This is a genomic window from Hyphomicrobiales bacterium, assembly GCA_002869065.1.
Lineage (GTDB): Bacteria > Pseudomonadota > Alphaproteobacteria > Rhizobiales > Rhodobiaceae > Rhodobium.
In genome coordinates, this window is the sequence record PKTR01000001.1 from 383,458 (window position 1) to 399,614 (window position 16,157).

Sequence of the window (16,157 nt, forward strand, 5' to 3'; positions counted from 1 at the left end):
GATCGATTGCCAGAGGTTGATGATGGACGCAAAGACGTTTGACAAAGCGAAATTGCCCAGCCGGCATGTGACCGAGGGGCCGCACCGTGCGCCGCATCGCTCGTTCTATTACGCGATGGGCCTCAGTCCGGAAGAGATCGCGCAGCCCTTTGTCGGCGTCGCCTCGTGCTGGAACGAAGCCGCGCCGTGCAACATTTCGCTGATGCGTCAGGCGCAGGCCGTCAAGAAGGGCGTCGCCGCTGCGCACGGCACGCCGCGCGAATTCTGCACCATCACCGTCACCGACGGCATTGCCATGGGCCACCAGGGCATGAAGTCGTCGCTGGTGTCGCGCGACATCATCGCCGACTCCGTCGAGCTGACCATGCGCGGCCATTGCTACGACGCGCTCGTCGGCCTGGCCGGTTGCGACAAGTCGCTGCCGGGCATGATGATGGTCATGTGCCGTCTCAATGTTCCCTCGGTCTTCATCTATGGCGGTTCGATCCTGCCGGGCACCTATCGCGGCAAGGACGTCACCGTCGTCGACGTGTTCGAGGCCGTCGGCCTGCATTCGGTCGGCCGCATGAGCGACGAGGACCTGCTGGAACTGGAATCCGTCGCCTGTCCGTCGGCCGGCTCCTGCGGCGGCCAGTTCACCGCCAACACAATGGCGACCGTCTCCGAGGCGATCGGCCTTGCGCTGCCGTATTCGGCCGGCGCGCCGGCGCCTTACGAAATCCGCGACCGGTTCTGCATGGCTGCCGGCGAGCAGGTGATGGAGCTGATCGCGCGCAATATCCGCCCGCGCGACATCGTTACCCGTCAGGCGCTGGAAAATGCCGCGACCGTGGTCGCCGCCTCGGGTGGCTCGACCAACGCCGCGCTGCACCTGCCGGCGATCGCAAATGAATGCGGCATCGACTTCGACATCTTCGACGTCGCCGAGGTCTTCAAGCGGACCCCTTACATCGCCGACCTCAAGCCGGGCGGCAAATACGTCGCCAAGGATATGTTCGAGGCCGGTGGCATTCCGGTGCTGATGAAGACGCTTCTCGACAACGGATTCCTCCATGGCGACTGTTTGACGGTGACCGGCCGCACAATTGCCGAAAATTTGGAGAAGGTTCAGTGGAACGACGCGCAGGACGTGATCTACAAGGCCTCGGCCCCGATCACACCGACCGGCGGCGTCGTCGGACTGAAGGGCAATCTGGCGCCTGAAGGCGCGATCGTGAAGGTCGCCGGTATGAAGGTTCGCCAGTTCAGCGGGCCCGCCCGCTGCTTCGACTCCGAGGAAGAGTGCTTCGAGGCGGTGTCCAACCGCCAGTACAACGAGGGTGATGTCCTCGTCATTCGCTATGAGGGCCCCAAGGGCGGCCCCGGCATGCGCGAGATGCTGTCGACCACCGCGGCGCTTTACGGCCAGGGCATGGGCGACAAGGTCGCGCTGATCACCGATGGCCGGTTCTCGGGCGCGACCCGCGGTTTCTGCATCGGCCATGTCGGCCCGGAAGCCGCCGTCGGCGGCCCGATCGGGCTCATCAGGGATGGCGATATCATCGAGATCGATGCCGACGCCGGCACGCTCGACGTCAAGCTGAGCGAGGAAGACCTCGCGAAGCGCAAGACCGAGTGGCAGCCGCGCGAAACGGATTATACGACGGGCGTGATCTGGAAATATGCCCAGATCGTCGGCCCGGCCATGAAAGGGGCCGTGACGCACCCCGGCGGTGCGGCGGAAAAAGTGTGCTATGCTGATCAGTAAGGCGTTTTGGATCAGTCTCTGCGTAGGGGCCGGCCTGCTTGCCGGAATCCTGCCGGGCTCGGCGTTTGACGGTACCGCGTCGGACGTCACGCCGGTTGAGGCGTTCAAGACCGGAACGAAGGCGTATTTCGCCGGCGACAAGAAGACCGCGCTCGACGCGCTCAGCTTCGCCGCCGAAAACGGCCATCCGCTCGCCCAGTGGAAGCTGGGGCGGATGTACCAGAACGGTGACGGCGTTCCCGAAGACGACCTCAAGGCCTATGAATATTTCCGCAGCATCGCGGATGCGCATGCCGACGAGTCGCCGAACTCGCCGGAGGCGCCGTTTGTCGCCAGCGCCTTCGTCGCGCTCGGCTCGTACTATGTCACCGGCATCAACGATACCGCCGTCAAGCCGAACCTCGACCGCGCGCGAGAAATCTTCTCCTTCGCCGCGTCCTATTTCGGCGACGCCGAGGCGCAGTACAATCTTGGCCGCATGTATCTGGAAGGCAGCGGCGGCGACCGCAATCCGCGCCAGGCCGCGCGCTGGCTGCATGCCGCCGCCAAGAAGGGCCACCATCGCGCACAGGCGCTGCTCGGCAAGATGCTGGTCGAGGGCGAGGACATGAAGGCCCGCACGGTTGCCGGCCTGAAATGGCTGATCGTCGCGCGCACCTGCAGCGACGCGACCAAGGACCAGTGGATCAACGAGTCGCTGGAACAGTCCTTCGCGCTCGCCGACGAGAAACAGCGCCGCAAGGCCGCCAACCTCGCCGAGAGATGGATGGCCACCACCGTCGGCTGCTATTGACGCGACGCGGCGGCCAACCGGCCCAAACGCCGACTGAGAATTCAAGCGCCCTCCGGATCACTCCGGGGGGCGTTTTTGTTTGGGAGGCTGGGTGAAAGTCGCCCTTTGAACCTCTCATAAGTTGCAACTCGATAAGCTTCATGTTCTCCTATAAGTAGTGTTTTCGAAAAATGCATTGTGTGGGATTGGGGGCGAAATGACACACGTCTGGGGCGGCCTTGCGTCGGCAATGTGTGCGACGGTATTCGCGCTGGTCGTTCTTGCCGCGTCGTTTGCTCACGCCGAATGCGCATTTGAACGTGGCGCGTCAAACACCGGGGAACCTCTCAACCAGCTTGTCCTTGATGCGGCCGCGACCCTGTTGCCGGAGGACCGCCGTCCGTTTGAACGCGGCTTCGAACCGGCGGTGACCGAGGCGATCGAGGCCGGCCGGATTGCAGACGAGCGTGGCCGCGAGCGCCTCGTGTCGGCACTTGTTCTCGCCTCCGCGTTTCTGCACACGGCAGGCCGCGACAACGATGCGGCTGCTGCACTGCGCCGGCTCGTTGCCATTCTCGATGCCTATGACGGGGCGGAGGACGACGAAACGCGGCGCGACAACGCAAGCGATCTCATCGCCGTCGGCGACCTCTTTGCAAGCTATGGACTGGTGGCCGACGCACGCGAGATTGCTCGGCGCATCACGAACCATCGCGCGGACTTCGAGAGCCGCGTCGGGATCTATCCGACCGCGCGCGGGTTGATCGAAATCCACGCCACATCCGGTGACGAGGCATCGGCCCGGGCGGAGCTTGAGGGTCTGAAGGACAGCATTCTCGCGACCTATTCGCAGCCGGGAGACATGTCCTGGGCGATGACCGCCCTTGTCAGTACCGCTCTGTCATTCGGGATGACCGATGACGCGCGCGCCTATCTCGATCTCGGGCAGACGAGTGTTGCGGCAATCGATGACGTTGCTACGCGGCATGAGAGGGAAGCGCTGTACCGGCGGCTCGAAGAGGTTCTCTCGGCAATGGAGGGGGGAGAATCTCCCGACGCCTACGCCAAACAACAGATGCGCGCCGCGCTCCCTCCTTTCGAGGAGCGTCTTGCCGCAGCTGTCGTCGAAACGCCGGCGTTGTCCCGGGCCGATGCGCTCGGGCGATTGCTGGACGCTCTCGACGATGACGAAACGGTGCAACGAAAGGCGGCTCTGGCTCACATTCGCGAAGACGCTGGCCTCCCGTCCGACCCGCTGAGCGCGCTGCGTCTCGTCGAGAGCCTGACGCGGTCCGGGGCATTCGGTGCTGCCGCCGACCTGCTGAACCGCACATGCGCAAAGCCGGTTCCGGTCACGCTTCAGCCTGCGCTCGCCCTCGCGAATGCATTTGTCGCATCGGAAACAGCGATTGCTGCGGGCGAGGGAGCAGAGATGTTCGGCGTCGAAGGCCTCGTGCCGCTGCTAGCGGCCGGCCTAGATATCGGCCCGCCCGGCGGGTTTGTTCGCGGCATCGATCCCTTGCCGGAGCTGTCGCAAAAGTAAGCGAAATTGCGCCGGAGCTCGCCCGCAACGGGCATTTTTAGCCAGCCGGCGATGCCGAGGAAGCCGGGGACAATGGCCTGAGCGGCGCCAGCGACGACACCGGGCAGGTGTCGGAGAGGAACGTCCATGAGGTGTTGTTGAGGACCATATCGCAGCGGGCAAGACGCGCACCCGACGATGTCCGGATGCATATCACGGCGCCGACGCTGACTTTTTCACCCTTGTACCGGCAGGCGCACGGAATGCTCCCATTGCCGGCACTGGCTGCAAGGGGCGCTACGGTGACGACGACCGCCGCCAGAAGTGTTCGTGCGACTATCCCATTCGGAATAGGGTATCACAAAAACGCTCGCATCGAATGGTGTGGCTGCCGGTGTGTATCGTTGGGTGGGCCTACCCGAAATCGAGATCGACCTTGATCGGCACGTGATCGGACGGCTTTTCCCAGCCGCGCACGTGTTTGTCGATGGCGACGCCCTTCAGGCGATCGGCCGCCAGCGGTGACAGCAAAAGGTGGTCGATGCGGATGCCGTCATTCTTGATCCAGGCGCCGGCCTGATAGTCCCAGAAGGTGTAGAGCCCGGCCTCGTCGGTGGTCGCGCGCAGCGCGTCGGTCAGGCCGAGATTGCACAGCCGGCGAAAGGCCTGCCGGCTCTCGGGACGGTAGAGCGCATCGCCCTCCCAGACTTCCGGCCGCTTGGCGTCGTCCGGCTGCGGGATGACGTTGTAGTCGCCGGCGAGCACGAAGGGTTCTTCCAGCGCCAGCCGCTCCTCGGCCCAAGTGTGCAGCCGCTCCATCCAGCCAAGCTTGTAGGGGAATTTCTCGCTGTCGACCGGATTGCCGTTCGGAAGATAGAGCGAGACGACGCGCAGCGCGCCGCGCTCGGTCGAGATCACGGCCTCGAGGAAACGCGCCTGTTCGTCGCTGTCGTCGCCGGGAAGGCGCGCATTGACCTCGTCGAACGGCAGCTTGGAAAGGATCGCGACGCCGTTGAAACCCTTCTGGCCGTGCGTCGCGACATTGTAGCCGAGCGCCTCGATCTCCATCGCCGGGAAACCCTCGTCGACGGACTTGATCTCCTGCAGGCAGGCAACGTCCGGCGAGGCTTCCTCAAGCCAGGCAAGCACATTGGGGATGCGCGCCTTGATGCCGTTGACGTTCCAGGTCGCAATCTGCACGGGGCCGGTCTCCTCTGGCGCAAGTCTCGAAACAGGCGCTCGAAATCGGGGCCGAGCGTGTTCCCGAAAAGTGTGAAGCGGTTTTCGGATGAGAACTCGCTCAAAGACCAACCATCAATGATTCGGGCCGGCCTTGGGAGAAAAACCCGCTTGGTGCGTCGCTGGCGTCAGATCGAGAAGCTGGTGCCGCAGCCGCACGACGCGGTGGCGTTCGGATTGGTGATCTGGAACGACTGGCCCATCAGATCATTGACGAAGTCGATCTGCGACCCGTCGAGATACTGCACCGAAACGGAGTCGATCAGCACGGTCGCGCCGTCGTCCGAGATCGCCAGATCGTCGTCCTCGCGGTCCTGCACCAGATCGTATTTGTACTGGAAACCGGAGCAGCCGCCGCCCTCGACGCTGACGCGCAGCATGGTTCCGTCCGGCTCGGCGGAAAGGATCTTGGCGATGCGCTTCATGGCGCGTTCGGTCACGGTGACGGGGAGGGTGGTGTCCATCTGCTCGGTCCGCTCTATCTGGCTTCGTCGGCGCCGGGCAGGCCCGCGCGGCCGGAAATTCGCTCAATTCGGCAACGCTAGCGCGCGTCTGCCTTGTGTTCGTCATGCTTGGATAGTTATGAACGGTCCTGGCGAAGTCAATCGACGCCGGCGCGGGAAACCGTTTCTCGTTGCCGTCTCAAGCAGCCGAAGGCAGCCATGTCGACGCGCATCTTTCCGGCTTATCCGCACGCGCCCTATGCGGCCGATGCCGCGCGCAGCCGTGGCCGGCTATTTGCCGAGCGCGAGAGCCTGTCGCGCACTGCCTTCCAGCGCGACCGCGACCGGGTGGTGCATTCGACCGCCTTTCGCCGGCTGAAACACAAGACGCAGGTCTTCGTCTATCACGAGGGCGATCACTACCGCACCCGCCTGACCCACTCGCTGGAAGTGGCCCAGATCGCCCGCACCCTGGCGCGCCTGCTGGGACTTGATGAGGATCTCGCCGAGGCGCTGGCGCTCGCTCATGATCTCGGTCACACGCCGTTCGGCCATGAGGGCGAGGACACGCTGCACGCCTGCATGGCCGACTATGGCGGTTTCGACCACAACGCCCAGTCGCTGCGCATCGTCACCCGGCTCGAACGCCGCTATGCCGAGTTCGATGGTCTGAACCTGACCTGGGAAACGCTCGAAGGCCTCGTGAAGCACAACGGCCCGCTGACCGACGGCGACGGCAAGCCGATCGGCCGCTATGCCGAAACCGGCCTGCCGCACGCCTTTGCCGCCTATCTGCCGTTCCAGGATCTGGAACTGTCGACCTGGCCGAGCGCGGAGGCGCAGGCAGCCGCGATCGCCGACGACATCGCCTACAACGCACATGACATCGATGATGGCCTGCGCGCCGGCCTGTTCACCGTCGACGACCTCGCTGAAGTGCCGCTGGTCGGCAAAATCGTGAAAAAGCTGTTCGAGCGCTATCCGGGGCTGGAGCGTCCGCGCCTCGTGCATGAGACGACCCGCGCGCTGATCGGCCGTTTCGTAGAGGACGTGCGCGAAGAAGCGAACCGCCGGCTGGACGAGGCCCAGCCGGCTTCGGCCCACGATGTGCGGCGCATGGGGCGGGCGCTGGTGACGTTTTCCGATGCTATGACCGCAAAGGAAAAGGGCATCAAGACCTTCCTGTTCGCCCATATGTACCGCCACCCGGACGTGCTTGCGGTGCGCGCCGAGGTTTCCCGCGTCATGCGCGACCTCTTCGCCTATTTCTTCGCCGATGTAGAGCACCTGCCGGCGGAGTGGCGCTATGGCCTCGAGGACGCGCCGAAGGACCGGCTGGCGCGCCGCGTCTGCGACTATATCGCCGGCATGACTGACCGTTTCGCGCTCGAGGAACACCGCCGTCTGTTTGACGATACGCCGGAATTGCGTTAGGTCGCGCCGACTTCTCAATTGCACCGAGCGGGCGCCGCCATTGCGCCGGACCCGACTTCACCGGAGCCTCACGAACGTGACTCATCTCTTCAAGGATTTTACCACCCGTGTTCATGCCGCCGTCGGCGCTGCCGGGCTTCGCGCCGCTTCGGGCGATGCGCTCGATCTGACCAAGGTTGTCGTCGAGCCGCCGCGCGACCCGAGCCACGGCGATCTGGCGACCAACGCCGCCATGGTTCTGGCCAAGCAGGCCGGCATGAAACCGCGCGACATTGCGGAAAAGATCGCGACGTTCCTCGGTGGCGACGCGGATATCGCGGCCGTCGAGATCGCCGGGCCGGGCTTCATCAATATTCGCCTCGAAACGGCCTACTGGGCGCGCTTCCTCGGTGAGGTGCTTGCCGCCGGCGAGGCTTACGGCCGCTCGACCATGGGCGGGGCGGAAAAGATCAACGTCGAATATGTCTCGGCGAACCCGACCGGCCCGATGCATGTCGGCCATTGCCGCGGCGCCGTGGTCTGCGACGCACTGGCCGGACTGCTCGCCTATGCCGGCTACGACGTCTGCCGCGAATATTACATCAATGACGCCGGCAGCCAGGTCGACGTGCTCGCCCGCTCCGCCTTCATGCGCTACCGCGAGGCGCTCGGCGAGGATATCGGCACGATCCCCGAAGGGCTCTATCCGGGCGACTATCTGAAGCCCGTTGGTGCCGCACTCGCTGAAGCCCATGGCGACAAGTTCGTCGGCATGGACGAGGCCGAATGGCTGCCGGTCATCAAGGATTTCACCATCGAGGCGATGATGGGCATGATCCGCGAGGATCTCGCCGCGCTCGCCGTCTATCACGATGTGTTCTTTTCCGAGCGCTCGCTGGTTGCCGGCGGCAAGGACCTCGTCGCCGAGGCTATCGAGACGCTGCGCGCCAAGGGGCTCATCTATGTCGGCACCTTGCCGCCGCCGAAGGGCCAACTTCCCGACGACTGGGAAGACCGCGAGCAGACGCTGTTCCGCTCGACCGAGTTCGGCGACGATGTCGACCGCGCGCTGATGAAGTCGGACGGTTCCTACACCTATTTCGCCTCCGACATCGCCTATCACTACGACAAGCACAAGCGCGGCTTTAACAACCAGATCGACGTCTGGGGCGCTGACCATGGCGGCTACGTCAAGCGCATGCAGGCGGCGGTCAAGGCGATCACTGAAGGAGCGGGCGGTCTCGACGTCAAGCTCTGCCAGCTCGTCAAGCTCTATCGCGGTGGCGAGCCGGTGAAGATGTCGAAGCGTTCCGGCGAATTTGTCACCCTGCGCGACGTCGTCGAGGAAGTCGGCGTCGATCCCGTGCGCTTCATGATGCTCTACCGCAAGAACGACGCGCCGCTCGATTTCGACTTCAAGAAGGTCACCGAGCAGTCGCGCGACAACCCGGTGTTCTATGTGCAGTACGCGCATGCGCGCTGCGCCTCGGTGTTCCGCCAGGCGGCCGAAGCGATGCCGGATCTGGCTATGGACGGCGACTCGCTTGCCGCCGCATCGCTCGCATTGCTGGAAGACGAGGGCGAAATCGGCCTCATCGCCAAGATTGCCGAGTGGCCGCGCCTGGTTGAAGCGGCTGCCGAAGCGCACGAACCGCACCGCGTGGCGTTCTACCTGTATGAGCTGGCTAGTGCCCTGCACGCACAGTGGAATCGCGGCAAGGATTTGCCGCAATTACGCTTTATTAACGCTGATAGCGCAGATTTGACTGCAGCTCGACTTGCGCTCGTCTATGGCGCGAAGTTGGTTTTATGTGCGGGCCTGTCTATTCTGGGTGTAGGGGCGCCGGACGAGATGCGTTAAAGCGCGCGGTGAAATGATCGGCACAGGGGTCGCGCGCACAGGTAAACACCCCCGGAGAGTGGCCGACTATGTCCGAAACAAACCACAAATACCGCTATCCCGACGACTATTCGGATCCGGGTGACAGCGCGCGCCGCTACGAGGAAGATCCCCTCGTGGAACTGGCGCGGATCGTCAGCGGTGGCTCGATCTATCCCGAGCCCGAAGCGCCGGCGGAAGACGCTGAGGATGTCCGCGAGGATGTCGAGGGCGAGGACGAGCGTTTCCTGTCGGAGGAGGACTACCGCGAAGACCACCGCGAAGACGACGTCGATGACGACTACCGCGCCGACGAGGCCTATGCCGACGACGCCGATCGGTACGATTATCCGGAATCGGGCGATTACGCCGACCAGGACGGGTACACCGGCCAGAGCGCCTATGATGAGGCGGAGCCGGATCACCCGGCATATGTCGAAGGTTCCGATGACAGCGGCATCGCCGATCCTGTCGATGCGCTTGAGCGTGAATTGTTTGCCGAACTGCAGGGCACCTATGATCCGCGGCCGACGGCTGCCGAAGAGGCGACCGCTGCCGAAGAGGCGACCGCTGCCGAAGAGCCGCTCGAGCCGGCCGTCGAGGACGCGCCCGCGCATGAGCCGAGCGAGCTGAAATTCGTTCCCGTCTGGGACGAGGCCGGCGAAGAAGCCGTCGAACCTGCCGCGTACGACGAGCCGCAGGAAGGTGTCAGTGCGGCGGATGCCGACGACGATGTGTTCGATTCCCTGCTCGCCGAAGCGCTTGAATTAGAGGATTTCGGTGACTCCGCCGAAGGCTACGAAGACACTGGGAGCGAGGCCGAGGCCGATTTTGAAGGCACCAGCGAGAGCGAGACCGCCTGGCTGGCCGACCGTGCGTCGACCAAGGATCTCTATGCCGAAATCCGCGGCATCGGCCATGCCCCCGATATCAATGAGGCCGAAGGGGACCTCGCATCCGATGATGCAGGCGAAGAGTTCTCCGACGAGTTCGGTGGGGTCTTTGCAGCCGACGAGCCCGTCGCCGATGACGACGCGGCCGTGGAGCCCGAAATCGGCGAGGCCGAGGACGACGTGGACGTCGACGAGGAGGTCCTTCCCGTCAGTGAGCCGGACGAAGTCGACGCCTTCGACATGAGCGCCTACTCGGCGGCCTATGCCGCGCCGGTCGTTGCGAAATCGGCGACTGCCGCCGCAATTGCCGGCGTCACGGCAGCTTCCGCCGGTCTTGTTGCCTCGCGTGTAAACGCCAGGTCGGTCGAGCCCGATGCCGAGGCGTCGCCCATTGCGGCAGAGCCGGTCGCCGCCGTGCCGGTCACTGCTGAAGAACCGGAGTCCGAGATCGATGATCTCGATCTCACCCTCGAAGACATGCTCGCCGAAGAACTCGCGCTCGAGGATTTCGAAACAAGCCGCAAGCAGCCCGCCAAGGCTCCGGAAGTTGAAGAACCGGTGGCCGAAGAGGCGCCCGCCGAAGCTTCCGTTTCGGAAGACGATCGTTTCGAGGAAGAACTGGCCTCCAATTTCGATACCTACGCCGAAGATGGCTACGAGGACGAGGATCTTCGTGCCTCGGTCCGCGACGCCTATGACGGCATCGACGAAGACGATCCCTACGCACTGCGCCAGCCGGTCGATCTCGATGAGGTCTATCAGCGTCGTCCTGAGGTCGAGGCTTATCCCGGCGACGAGGACTACGATCAGGAGCCGCCGCTCAACGACCCGCAGGTGATCGCCGACGCGGCCGAGGAGGGGCGTCCGTCCTTTTCCGATAGCCACCATCTGCCGCCCCACGACGAAGCCGAATTCGAGGCAACGCCCGCTGCCGACGCATCGCGTCGTGGCATATGGGCGGCGGCCGCCGTCGGCGCCGTCGTCGTTGTCGGTGCGCTCGGCTTCTTCGGCTATCGGCTGTTCTCATCGTCCGAGCCGGTCGGTCCGCCTCCGGTCATCGAGGCAAACGCCGAGCCGACCAAGGTTCGCCCCGATGCGACCGCGGCCGGTGAGGAAGACCAGCGCAGCAAGCTGATCTACGATCGCGTCGGCTCGCAGGATGCGACCGGCGAGGAGCGTCTGATCGTGCCGGGTGACGAGCCTGTGGCTCCCATTGCCGCTGGTGAAGGAACCGCTGAGCAGCCGCGTGTCATTCTGCCCGATGCCGCCGAAGGAAGCACCGCAGCACGACCTGGTATTCCGCGCCGCGTTCGCACCGTTGTCGTGCGCCCGGACGGAACGATCATCTCGGGCACGCCCGAAGGCGAGACCACGGATGAGGCCGGAAACACCGTTGAAACCGTCGCCATTCGCCCGACCACCAGCGATGTCGCCCCCGTTGCCGCCCTCGTTGCCGAAGGTCCGGACATGCTGGCTGGCAACGCGGTGCCGAGTGGCGCCGATGGCGTGACGCCGCCGGTGAAGCCGGGCAGCGAAGCGGCCGCCGCAACCCCGGCGATGCTGCCCGCGGAAACCCCCGTTGCTGAAACCGTCACACCGGAGCCCGCAACGGCGGCACCGGAAGCTGAAGTGCCCGCCGCGCAGCCCGAGCGCCGCGTTGCGACCCGTACCGTGACGACCCAGCCGGTCACCGTCCGTGCGCCGGTGCCGAACGACCGCCCGACAGAAACACGTACGGTGTCGACCACCCCGGTTCGCACCGTCCCGGTCACGGCTCAGCCGGTTGTCCGCGGAACCGATGAGACGCGGGTGCGTCCGGTCTCGCCGACCGTACCGAACACCGGCAACGGCCGCCCGCTGGCGCTCGTGCCCGGTGCCGCGCCTGCAGCAACCGCTCCGGTTACCGCGCAGCCGGCCGCTGCGGCACCCGCCGCAACTGGAGACTACGTCGTCCAGGTCACCTCGCAGCGCAGCGAGGAACAAGCCCGCATCGCTTATCAGGCTTTGCAGCGGCGCTTCTCGTCGGTGCTTGGCGGTCAGCAGCCTGATATTGAACGCGCCGATCTCGGCGACAAGGGAACCTACTATCGGGTTCGCGTCGGGCCGATGGACCGTGGGGCCGCGAACGAATTCTGTTCGTCCCTGAAGTCGAAGGGCGGCGATTGCTTCGTTCGCCGGCGTTAAGGTCAGCCCGCCCGGGCGGAAAACAGAACAAGACGGCGGCGACGGGAAAACCCCCTGTCGCCGCCGTTTCTGTGTCCGGGTGTTGGTCACGGTCGGACAACACTCCGGGGAAAACCGCTGCAAACTTGCCTGTCGCCGGCCAATTCCGCGTAGTATGCGGGTCGAACACTGAGTCCGGCAGGAACCTCATGACGGCCAAAGCATTTATCACCGGCGTTGCCGGGCTCTCTCTCAGCGAGGACGAAAAGGCATTCCTCGGCAACGAGCGGCCGTGGGGGCTGATCCTGTTTGCCCGCAATTGCCGTGATGCCGATCAGATCCGCGAGCTGGTTGCCGAGTTTCGCGATGTCGTCGGCGACCTGTCCGCGCCGGTTCTCATCGACCAGGAAGGCGGCCGGGTGCAACGCCTGCGCCCGCCGCTCGCTCCGATCTATCCGCCGGGCGCGGTCTATGGCGCTCTGCATGCGATGGACACGGAGGAGGGGCTCGCCATGGCTCGCCTCGGTGCCCGGCTGATTGCCGCCGACCTCCATGCGCTTGGCATCGACGTCGATTGCCTGCCGGTCCTTGATGTGCCGGCGACGGGAAGCCATGACGTGATCGGCGACCGCGCCTACGGGCGTGACCCGAAAAAGATCGCCACAATCGGGCGCGCCGCGGCGGAAGGCCTGCTCGCGGGCGGTGTCCTGCCGGTGATCAAGCATATCCCCGGCCACGGCCGTGCCATGGTCGACAGCCATCTCGATCTGCCGCGGGTGGATACGCCGCTCGAAACCTTGCGCGAAACAGATTTCCCGCCCTTCAAGATGCTCAACGACATGCCGCTCGCCATGACCGCCCATGTTGTCTACAGCGCGCTCGACACGGCGCCGGCGACGACCTCGGCGCGGATCATCTCCGAGATCATTCGCGGCGAGATGGGCTTCGACGGATGCCTGATGAGTGACGATCTGTCGATGAAGGCGCTTGGTGGGGATTTCGGGGATCGTACCCGCGCGGCCCTTGCCGCCGGCTGCGACCTGGTGCTTCACTGCAACGGCGATTTCGAAGAGATGCGGGCGATTGCCGAGGCAACGCCGGAACTGACCGGCGAAGCAAGCCGCCGCGCCAACGCCGCGCTCGATCGGCGGCGCGCACCCGAAGCGCTCGATATCGAAGCGGCGCGGATAGCGTTTGCCGAGCAACTGGAAAAGGCAACGCGGATCGCCTGACCGGGGTCGGGCGGATCCAGTGAAATTGGAACGACGATGACGGACACCCCCGAAACCGACGCACCGGACGGCGAGGCCGGCAACGATGCCGCGCTCGCGCCCCTGTCGGGCGGCGGCGATTTCGAGGAACGGGCAACGGACGATCCCGCGCTGGTCATCGATGTCGAGGGGTTCGAAGGGCCGCTCGATCTGTTGCTGATGCTGGCACGCAGCCAGAAGGTCGACCTGACGCACATCTCAATTCTGGCGCTCGCCGAGCAGTATCTCGTCTTCATCGAGCAAGCGCGCCGCCTGCGCCTCGATATCGCCGCCGACTATCTCGTGATGGCGGCCTGGCTCGCCTATCTGAAGTCGCGCCTGCTGCTGCCGGTCAAGGAAGACGAGGACGAGCCGAGTGCGGAGGAAATGGCGGCGGCTCTCGCGTTCCGGCTACGGCGCCTCGAGGCGATGCGCGATGCGTCCGCCAAGCTGATGAACCGCGACCGCCTTGGCCGCGACACCTTCGCCCGCGGCATGCCCGAAGCGATCAACGATATCCCGCGCGCGGCCTACGACGTCGACCTGTTCGAACTACTGACGGCCTACGCGGCGCAGCGTGCCCGTTCCGTCGTCACCCGCATGCAGGTCGGCAAGCGCACCGTGTGGTCGCTGCAGGATGCCCGCGAGATCCTCGTGCGGCTGGTCGGCAAGTCGGCGGAATGGATGCCGCTCGAGACTTTCCTGACGCGCTATCTGCGCAAACCGGAGGACCGCGCGACGATCCTCGCGAGTTCGTTCTCCGCGAGCCTGGAACTGGTCAAGGACGGGACTCTGGAAATCCGCCAGTCGGGGACTTTCGCGCCGCTCTACGTGCGTGGCCGCGGTGAAGAGGGCAAGGACGGGGGCAAAGGATGATGAACAACGTAACCGATCTCTCGTCGGAAGACCGGCGCCAGTGCCTGCGCATGCTGGAAGCACTGCTGTTCGCGTCCGCCGAGCCGCTGTCCCTCGACGTGCTGCGTGAACGCTTGCCCGAGGGAGCCGACATCGAAGGTCTCTTGCGCGAGTTGCAGACGGTGTACGCCTCGCGCGGCGTCAACCTGACTTACGTCGCCGAGAAATGGGCATTTCGCACCGCGCCCGATCTCGCCTTCCTGCTCGCCAAGGAAGTAATCGAGCCGCGCAAGCTGTCGCGGGCCGCGCTCGAGACGCTTGCCATCATCGCCTATCATCAGCCGGTCACCCGCGCCGAAATCGAGGAAGTGCGCGGCGTCTCGGCGGCCAAGGGCACGCTCGACGTGCTGATGGAAACCGGCTGGGTGCGTATGCGCGGCCGCCGCAGGACACCCGGCCGCCCGGTGACCTACGGCACGACGCCGGCCTTCCTCGATCATTTCGGTCTGGCGATGATCCGTGATCTGCCCGGCATGGATGAGTTGAAGGGCGCCGGCCTGCTCGATTCCGGCATGCCCGCCGATCTCGGAATCCCCGTTCCGAGCGACGACTCGGCGCTGCGCGACGATGAGGACCCGCTGGACGAGGGCATGCTTGACCTCGCCCCTCTCGACGCGGAGCCGGAAGAGCGCTAAAGGTCTCTCCTTGTTGCGAGTGAATCTCAATTAAGCTCTTCGGAGCGAGGAATGAACCATGAGCGCTGCGGCGAAGACGGCGGACCGGTCGGACGATGAAACCCGAAACGCGGGCGGCGTCAGCCTGACCTTCGATCACGTCAGCCACGATTATGACGGCCTCGCCTCGGTGCGCGATGTCAGCCTCACCGTCAAGGCAGGCGAGGTGCTGTGCCTGCTCGGCCATTCGGGTTGCGGCAAGACCACCTTGTTGCGCATCGCTGCCGGCATCGAACGGCAAAAGGCCGGCCGCATTCTGGTCGATGACCGCGAAGTCGCGGCGTCGGGCGTTTTCCTGCCGCCGGAAAAGCGCGGCATCGGCCTGATGTTTCAGGACTATGCGCTGTTTCCGCATCTCACCATCCTGGACAACGTCGTTTTCGGCCTGGCGGGTACGCCGCGCGCCGAAGCGCTCCGCGATGGACGGCACGCGCTCGCCCGCGTCGGGCTGGAAACCTACGCGGATGATTATCCGCACGCGTTGTCGGGCGGCGAACAGCAACGCGTGGCGCTCGCCCGCGCCGTGGCCCCGCGTCCGGGGGTCCTGTTGATGGACGAGCCGTTCTCCGGCCTCGACCGGCGGCTGCGCGAAAGCGTTCGCGACGAAACCCTGTCGGTTCTCGCCGCGACCGGCGCGACCTGCATCGTCGTCACCCATGATCCGGAAGAAGCGATGCGCATGGGCGATCGCATCGCGCTGATGCGCGGCGGCGAGATTGTCCAGGTCGGTAGCGCCGAGGAGCTCTACTACCAGCCGCGCGATCTCTTTGTCGCGCGCTTCTTTTCCGACTTGGACGAGATCACCGCCATCGTCAGGAATGGGTATGTCAAAACGCCGGTCGGCACCTTCGCGACCGAGAACCTCGCTGACGGAACCCGCGTGCAGGTTTGCGTCCGGCCGCAGGACGTGGTCCTGCGCGGCGATGCCGAAGGCGTTGCGGGAACGGTGACCAAGAAGCGGTTCCTTGGCGAGGTCGACCTGTTCGAAGTCTCGATTGCGGGGCTCGACCGTCCGCTCAACGCGCGCCTGCGCGGGGCGATTTTCGAGGTCGGAGATACCGTCTCGGTCGACGTGTCGAGACAGGGTGTCTACATTTTTCCTCTGGAATAAGTGCCGCGTCGGACATAGGTATGCACCGGGGACGGGCTGCGACGCGCAGCTTTCGGTGCCGGAAAGCGACGACCGGCGCATGACGTCATCAAAATGAGAACAAACACGCGCAAACCCATGCGGCGTTTGCGGAGTC

At 64.9% G+C, this 16,157-nt stretch carries 12 protein-coding genes; 10 read left to right on the top strand and 2 right to left on the bottom strand.

From position 1 onward, the window contains the following. The first annotated feature begins 22 nt into the window (after window positions 1-22). The 3 genes from ilvD to C0606_01790 all read left to right on the top strand — a co-directional run bounded on the left by ilvD (window position 23) and on the right by C0606_01790 (window position 4,062). A complete protein-coding gene (gene ilvD / locus C0606_01780; protein ID PLX39286.1) occupies window positions 23-1,747 on the top strand; it encodes a dihydroxy-acid dehydratase in 1,725 nt (574 codons plus the stop codon). Next, window positions 1,734-2,540 (top strand): exopolysaccharide biosynthesis protein, encoded by an 807-nt coding sequence (locus tag C0606_01785; GenBank protein PLX39655.1) that lies wholly within the window; start codon window positions 1,734-1,736, stop codon window positions 2,538-2,540. The genes ilvD and C0606_01785 overlap by 14 nt, the downstream gene beginning before the upstream one ends. A 229-nt stretch (window positions 2,541-2,769) precedes the next feature. After that, window positions 2,770-4,062, top strand: coding sequence for a hypothetical protein (locus C0606_01790; protein ID PLX39287.1), 1,293 nt, complete (start codon window positions 2,770-2,772; stop codon window positions 4,060-4,062). Between the two features lie 393 nt (window positions 4,063-4,455). On the opposite strand, the gene xth is transcribed toward C0606_01790, so the two are convergent. Beyond that, on the bottom strand, window positions 4,456-5,241 hold the full coding sequence (xth, locus tag C0606_01795; protein PLX39288.1) for an exodeoxyribonuclease III: 786 nt from the start codon (window positions 5,239-5,241) through the stop codon (window positions 4,456-4,458). A gap of 167 nt (window positions 5,242-5,408) precedes the next feature. Further along, complete coding sequence (locus C0606_01800; GenBank protein PLX39289.1) at window positions 5,409-5,744, bottom strand: iron-sulfur cluster insertion protein ErpA; 336 nt, start codon at window positions 5,742-5,744, stop codon at window positions 5,409-5,411. Between the two features lie 198 nt (window positions 5,745-5,942). Between C0606_01800 and C0606_01805 the strand changes: the two genes are divergently transcribed. From C0606_01805 to C0606_01835, 7 genes are all read left to right on the top strand, one after another. After that, complete coding sequence (locus tag C0606_01805; protein PLX39290.1) at window positions 5,943-7,157, top strand: deoxyguanosinetriphosphate triphosphohydrolase; 1,215 nt, start codon at window positions 5,943-5,945, stop codon at window positions 7,155-7,157. 40 nt (window positions 7,158-7,197) lie between these two features. Then, the gene (locus C0606_01810) at window positions 7,198-8,997 is read left to right on the top strand and encodes an arginine--tRNA ligase (protein PLX39291.1); all 1,800 of its coding nucleotides are present in this window, start codon (window positions 7,198-7,200) and stop codon (window positions 8,995-8,997) included. Window positions 8,998-9,065: 68 nt separating this feature from the next. After that, window positions 9,066-12,092 carry a hypothetical protein gene (locus C0606_01815; protein ID PLX39292.1) on the top strand — a complete coding sequence of 1,009 codons (3,027 nt, stop codon included), beginning with the start codon at window positions 9,066-9,068 and terminating at the stop codon, window positions 12,090-12,092. Between the two features lie 188 nt (window positions 12,093-12,280). Beyond that, window positions 12,281-13,303: a beta-N-acetylhexosaminidase gene (locus C0606_01820; GenBank protein PLX39293.1), complete on the top strand. Its 1,023-nt coding sequence runs from the start codon at window positions 12,281-12,283 to the stop codon at window positions 13,301-13,303. A gap of 36 nt (window positions 13,304-13,339) precedes the next feature. Continuing rightward, window positions 13,340-14,197, top strand: a complete 858-nt coding sequence (locus C0606_01825) for a segregation/condensation protein A (GenBank protein ID PLX39294.1) — start codon at window positions 13,340-13,342, stop codon at window positions 14,195-14,197. Beyond that, the gene (gene scpB / locus C0606_01830; GenBank protein ID PLX39295.1) at window positions 14,194-14,871 is read left to right on the top strand and encodes an SMC-Scp complex subunit ScpB; all 678 of its coding nucleotides are present in this window, start codon (window positions 14,194-14,196) and stop codon (window positions 14,869-14,871) included. Before C0606_01825 ends, scpB begins: the two co-directional genes overlap by 4 nt. A gap of 58 nt (window positions 14,872-14,929) precedes the next feature. Continuing rightward, window positions 14,930-16,021: an ABC transporter ATP-binding protein gene (locus C0606_01835; protein ID PLX39296.1), complete on the top strand. Its 1,092-nt coding sequence runs from the start codon at window positions 14,930-14,932 to the stop codon at window positions 16,019-16,021. Window positions 16,022-16,157: the final 136 nt, after the last annotated feature.

What these genes read in the sequence shown, in the direction of transcription:
- C0606_01790 (PLX39287.1), top strand. Translation starts at nt 2,770, where the DNA reads ATGTGTGCGACGGTATTCGCGCTGGTCGTTCTTGCCGCGTCGTTTGCT.
- scpB (PLX39295.1), top strand. Translation starts at nt 14,194, where the DNA reads ATGATGAACAACGTAACCGATCTCTCGTCGGAAGACCGGCGCCAGTGC.
- C0606_01785 (PLX39655.1), top strand. Translation starts at nt 1,734, where the DNA reads ATGCTGATCAGTAAGGCGTTTTGGATCAGTCTCTGCGTAGGGGCCGGC.
- C0606_01805 (PLX39290.1), top strand. Translation starts at nt 5,943, where the DNA reads ATGTCGACGCGCATCTTTCCGGCTTATCCGCACGCGCCCTATGCGGCC.
- C0606_01800 (PLX39289.1), bottom strand. Translation starts at nt 5,744, where the DNA reads ATGGACACCACCCTCCCCGTCACCGTGACCGAACGCGCCATGAAGCGC.
- C0606_01820 (PLX39293.1), top strand. Translation starts at nt 12,281, where the DNA reads ATGACGGCCAAAGCATTTATCACCGGCGTTGCCGGGCTCTCTCTCAGC.
- C0606_01815 (PLX39292.1), top strand. Translation starts at nt 9,066, where the DNA reads ATGTCCGAAACAAACCACAAATACCGCTATCCCGACGACTATTCGGAT.
- C0606_01835 (PLX39296.1), top strand. Translation starts at nt 14,930, where the DNA reads ATGAGCGCTGCGGCGAAGACGGCGGACCGGTCGGACGATGAAACCCGA.
- C0606_01825 (PLX39294.1), top strand. Translation starts at nt 13,340, where the DNA reads ATGACGGACACCCCCGAAACCGACGCACCGGACGGCGAGGCCGGCAAC.
- ilvD (PLX39286.1), top strand. Translation starts at nt 23, where the DNA reads ATGGACGCAAAGACGTTTGACAAAGCGAAATTGCCCAGCCGGCATGTG.